Source organism: Lacticaseibacillus zeae DSM 20178 = KCTC 3804 (genome assembly GCF_000260435.1).
GTDB classification, from domain to species: domain Bacteria; phylum Bacillota; class Bacilli; order Lactobacillales; family Lactobacillaceae; genus Lacticaseibacillus; species Lacticaseibacillus zeae.
Window position 1 is genome coordinate 1 of record NZ_BACQ01000073.1, and the last position, 3,115, is coordinate 3,115.

Consider the following 3,115-nt stretch of genomic DNA (forward strand, 5'->3'; position numbering starts at 1 on the left):
GGATACTAGACAGGTTCTAATAACTTGGCCTTGAGGTCGAGACTGAGCCGACTACTTTTTTCAAGGCCGATCTGCTCATCAAGCAAAAAGATGCGTTCATTGGTACGAACATCTTCATAGTACCGACGGCGAAAAGATACAGTGCCAATGCTGGTATCGACATGGCGTTCACGCATATCTTTGATTTTAAAAAACTGCTTCCGGTAGGAAGAATCCGCCAAAACCTGATCTTGTTGTTCCAGCATGACACCAAGTAATTGACAAAGAGTCTTTCCAAAACTTTTTTGAGTTTCGATGACTAGATTGGCAAAGTCTAACTTTCCTGTCAGTAAATCAAAGGCAGAGTTTCCAAATGATGTCATCATTTCTGTGATGATTTGTTGTAAGATAGAGTTCAAGAGTGATTCCTCCTAATTGCTAACTGGTTGATTTGTCATTAACATTCTAGCATGAGTAGGGATCGCTCCCTTTTTGTTTCTGATAATTTACCCACTTAAACTTTACGCTAAGCCTTAAATTTCAACTGTTGTCCTGTATTATATAATGAGTCTGTAATTTTGGGAGAATTTAAAATTTACTTTGTAAAAACAGACTAGTCTTTTCTTTCGTTAAGCTCAATTATAATTCTAGACTTTTGAAGGTAATCAATTTGGTACTTGTTAGTTAATTGGGCCAAAAAAGGTCCTAGTTTATCATTTTTCGGTTGCAAATTATCTAATAATCTTAAATACTGATGTAACTCTTCATCGGTACATTTTTTTTGAAATATCCCCAAATATGTTGATACGTTGTTGTTAATGTTTGTTTTGTTGGCGAAACCGATTCAAGTGAGTCAATGATGTTCCCTAGTTCTTGTGTCTTTTGTGGCGTCCATTGATTATTCTTCGCCAGTAAACGAATGTAATCATATTGTTGCTGTGATTTAGACATTACCCAATATTTGTTGACTGCCCAAACTTTTTGCCAATTCATATTTTATCTCCATTTTATGTCATTATACGTAAAGCATCAGAGCGTTCTACTGAAGTAGATTGAAAAGCTTGCGCTAAACTCGTGAATGGACCTTCATGAGTTTTGTGTCTAGTTTGCTTGGTTAAGAGACTTCAACTTCAGATTGAAAGAGCACCTTTCAAGAAACTTTAATTGTTTATGGTGGCTACCGTGCTCACATTAACAAGTAAAGCCATCCAAAAACACCCAAAATTAATAAACCAATCAGATTTAACACAGTGAACACTTTAAGGAAATGCCATAATGACTGTTCTTCGCTAAACAGCAATAATTGTTTTACTGCAAGCAAATTTGCAAGGGAGGCCACAATTGATCCCAATCCACCTATGTTAACACCTAGGAATAAGGCTGGTAAGTACTTTGTAAAATTGGCCAATAAGATAGCGGCTGGAACGTTACTAATCGCTTGGCTAGTCATTAGGCTAGCAATATAAACGCTCTGCGGTGTTTGCATTAGCTGATTTAACCAGAGAGTAATATAGGAGTTGTGACTAATAGCACTAACAAAAAGGAAAAAGCAGACGAATGTCAAGAGCAAAGCGTAATCAACATGCTGAAAGACGTGCCAATCAATTCTCAAACCAACAATAATAGTAACAATAATAACTAATGAAATTGGTATCAAGTTAAAAATTCCGAGCATAATAAACCCAATCAGGGAAGTTGCAATACCAATTTGACTAACATGAATGGTAGTTGATTTTGCGGGAACCATCGTTAAGGACTTTCGTGGTACCCACAAGCTTAATGCTACCAGAAGAATCAGACTGGCAATCATCAGAGGAGCCGATAATTTGAAAAAGGTTAATATATCAATGTGATAAGATGTCACAAGGAACAAATTTTGAGGATTCCCAATAGGTGTAAATGAACTTCCAAGATTTGCCGCCATCACGATTAGAGTTAATGGGTAAGCAATTGCTCCCTTCTGATGACGATTTAATGTCATAAAAGTGGGAACTAAAGTTAGAATAGCAATGTCATTGGTCAAAATCATTGATCCACCGAATGCCAGTAAAATAAAAAATTGCGTCATCTGTCGAGTATGTTGTGATTTGACTAAAAGCAAGTCACTTAATGCATCTAAAATATGCATGGTTCGTAATAACTGAACTCCAATCATAAGTGATAAGAGCGTTCCAATCGTGTTCCAGTTAATATCGGTAAATTGTGGCGTCCCAATCAAAAAACTCAGTCCTGCGCAAACTAAAGCAGTAATAAAAATTTTGTCGCTGATGGTACGGCGAAAAACGGTACCCATTAGGCGCTCTCCTTTTTCCTCATCTTGTAGTATCAGTTTGTGTAAAATATTTTGACGTGACTAGGGAAGGATTTGTGTGGTCATTTTTGAATCTGTACAATGCTTACTTTTACAGACTTTCTACAGACCTCAGTGCTTTTGTGATCAAATGTATTTTATTATTAATGACAGCACCCAATCTTTTAACGTTGTTCATTAACTAGATCTCAACATAGATCAAAAGGTTCTAGTGCAAATTCTTCTCGCTGACTTGATTTTAGTATACTGGGTGACAAGAAACGAGGGATTGCGCGCATGAATCACTTTAAGGGACGCCACTTTCAAAAGGACATCATCTTAGTAGCCGTTGGCTACTATTTCAGATTCAGTCTCAGCTATCGTGACATCGTTGAATTGCTTCGGGATCGGGGTATCACTGTTCATCACACCACGGTCATGCGTTGGCTCATCACTATGGCCCCATCTTTAAGGCTCTATGGCGTCGGCATCAAACAGCTCACGCTAAAAGTTGGCGAATCGATGAGACCTATATTCAAGTTAAAGGCCGTTGGGCCTATTTGTATCGCGCTATTGACAGTAACGGTTTGACCATGGATTTTGAGCTACGAAAACACCGCGATTATACCGCATCCTATCACTTTTTGAAGCGTCTCTTGACGACCAATGGTCGGCCTGATCGATTAGTCACTGATCAATATCGGGCAACACTGAAAGCAGTGAAGCACCTGATAAAGCAAGACTATTTGAGCAAATCAGCCCACCAATGTTCCAAATATCGAAATAATTTGATTGAACAGGACCACCGATTCATTAAACGTCATCGTGTCCGCTCAGCAAGCTTTC

At 38.2% G+C, this 3,115-nt stretch carries 2 protein-coding genes and 2 pseudogenes; 1 reads left to right on the forward strand and 3 read right to left on the reverse strand.

What is annotated here, in order from left to right:
* Window positions 1-5: 5 nt before the first annotated feature.
* The 3 genes and pseudogenes from GSO_RS16115 to GSO_RS13950 form a co-directional block, all read right to left on the reverse strand.
* Complete coding sequence (locus tag GSO_RS16115) at window positions 6-398, reverse strand: UPF0236 family transposase-like protein (RefSeq protein ID WP_010493348.1); 393 nt, start codon at window positions 396-398, stop codon at window positions 6-8.
* Between the two features lie 194 nt (window positions 399-592).
* Window positions 593-972, reverse strand: a pseudogene (locus GSO_RS13945) (DUF1722 domain-containing protein).
* Window positions 973-1,165: 193 nt separating this feature from the next.
* Entirely contained in the window at window positions 1,166-2,272 is a 1,107-nt protein-coding gene (locus GSO_RS13950; protein ID WP_010493355.1) for an SLC13 family permease, read from the reverse strand.
* 294 nt (window positions 2,273-2,566) lie between these two features.
* Here GSO_RS13950 and GSO_RS17245 point away from each other — a divergent pair.
* Window positions 2,567-3,115: pseudogene (locus tag GSO_RS17245) on the forward strand (IS6 family transposase); the annotation flags it as partial.

What these genes read in the sequence shown, in the direction of transcription:
- GSO_RS13950 (WP_010493355.1), bottom strand. Translation starts at nt 2,272, where the DNA reads ATGGGTACCGTTTTTCGCCGTACCATCAGCGACAAAATTTTTATTACT.